Here is a 1,782-nt window from a genome sequence, read left to right as displayed (position 1 = left end):
ATCTCGCAGATTAAATGTGAACAGGCCCTAGAGTTCAGAGCATCGCCAGCGGCTGCTTGCGCCTTGGCGGCGGGAAGGCCGCATCCAGTTCCTTGAGGTCGGCCGCCGTCAGTTGCAGATCGAGGCAGGCACGGTTGGCCTGGACGTGGGCTGCGTCGGCCGCCTTGGGAATGGCGATCACGCCGGGCTGGCGCAAGACCCAGGCCAGCGCCACCTGCGCGGGCGTCATCCCGTGGCGTTGCGCCACGCTACCCAGGGCGGCGTTCTTGAGGATGCGTCCCTGCTCGATGGGTGAGTAAGCCATGATGGCCACGCCCTGTTCCAGCGCCTGCGGCAACAGGTCGTATTCGATGCCCCGGCGCGACAGGTTGTAGAGCACCTGATTGCACAGGTAGTGGCTGCCTTGCGGTTCCTGCAGCAATTCGTCGATGTCGTCGCTATCGAGGTTGCTCACGCCCCAGCCGCCGATCTTGCCCTGTGCGACCAGCTTTTCCATGCCCTCGACGGTGGCCGCCAGTGGATGCGGGCCACGCCAATGCAGCAGGTAGAGCTCGATGTGGTCGGTACCCAGGCGCTTCAGGCTGGCTTCGCAGGCGGCGATGGTGCCGCGCTGGCTGGCGTTGTGCGGCAAGACCTTGCTGACCAGGTAGACCTGTTGGCGGCGTCCGCTGATGGCCTGGCCGACGATGCGCTCGGCATTGCCATCGGCGTACATCTCGGCGGTATCGATCAAGGTCATGCCGAGGTCGATGCCGGCTTGCAGCGCGCGCACTTCGGTGGCCGCGGCGGCGCCGGATTCGCCCATGTTCCAGGTGCCCTGGCCGAGGGCCGGGACTTGCGCACCGTTGCGCAGCGTGATCAAGGGGATCTGCTTCATGCGGGCTCCATAAGAAGGTGGCGGGAAAACATTAGAACCCATTTTGGCCATCGGTTCATCAAGCCGCCTTATCCTCGTTGTCTTCCCTTTGGGCAACATCCATGCAGCCGGTGCCGATTGTGGCCGCGCGCAACTACTGGCATGATCGCAGCCAATCAAAAACAAAAGGGAAATTGGGGAAAATCCATGCTGCGTCGTTTGCGTACCGCCTTTGGCAAATACTGGGCCCGTTGGCTGCTGGCGCTGGTACTGGCCGGCATGGCCGAGGCGGTGGTGATGAATGTGCTGCCCAATCGCCTGGTGGAGCGGCTGGACCTGTTCTTCTACGACTTGCGTATGCGGGTGACCCAGCCCGATCTGGACCCGCGCATCGTCATCATCGACATCGATGAGAAGAGCATCGCCGAACTGGGGCGCTGGCCCTGGAGCCGCGATGTGGTGGCGCAACTGGTCAAGCAGATGACCCAGACCTACCAGGCGCAGTCGGTGGGCATACCGCGCATGAGCTGAGGCTGTTCCGGATGCGCTTGTTGGCCGCCAGCGTCGTGGTGCTGGTGTGCTTCAGCCTGCTGCTGGCGCGCTTTTTGTGGCTGCAGGTGGTGCGCCACGACGCCTACGCCGCCCAGGCCGAGGAAAACCGCATCTCGGTGGTGCCCATCGTGCCCAACCGCGGCCTGATCATGGATCGCAATGGGGTAGTGCTGGCGCGCAACTATTCGGCCTATACGCTGGAAATCACGCCCTCCAAGATCAAGACCAACATCGATGACCTCATTGATGAGTTGAGCACCATCGTAGAAATCCAGCCGCGCGACCGCCGCCGCTTCCGCCGCCTGCAAGAAGAATCCAAGAACTTCGAAAGCGTACCCATCCGCACCCGCTTGACCGATGAGGAAGGGCCAAGT

General features: G+C 62.9%; 2 protein-coding genes and 1 pseudogene. 2 read left to right on the top strand and 1 reads right to left on the bottom strand.

Features of this window, described 5'->3' with window-relative positions; translation table 11 throughout:
* Positions 1 to 34: 34 nt before the first annotated feature.
* Entirely contained in the window at positions 35 to 877 is an 843-nt protein-coding gene (locus tag I5W_RS03810; RefSeq protein ID WP_044528235.1) for an aldo/keto reductase, read from the bottom strand.
* Between the two features lie 186 nt (positions 878 to 1,063).
* Here I5W_RS03810 and I5W_RS03805 point away from each other — a divergent pair, with 186 nt between their 5' ends.
* Positions 1,064 to 1,387 carry a CHASE2 domain-containing protein gene (locus I5W_RS03805; RefSeq protein ID WP_044528234.1) on the top strand — a complete coding sequence of 108 codons (324 nt, stop codon included), beginning with the start codon at positions 1,064 to 1,066 and terminating at the stop codon, positions 1,385 to 1,387.
* A gap of 11 nt (positions 1,388 to 1,398) precedes the next feature.
* Positions 1,399 to 1,782, top strand: a pseudogene (locus tag I5W_RS03800) (penicillin-binding protein 2); the annotation flags it as partial.

This window comes from Herbaspirillum sp. B65, assembly GCF_000333555.1.
GTDB classification, from domain to species: domain Bacteria; phylum Pseudomonadota; class Gammaproteobacteria; order Burkholderiales; family Burkholderiaceae_D; genus Herbaspirillum; species Herbaspirillum rubrisubalbicans.
The sequence above is the reverse complement of the archived record's forward strand: the minus strand, read 5'-3'. Positions and strand labels throughout refer to the sequence as shown.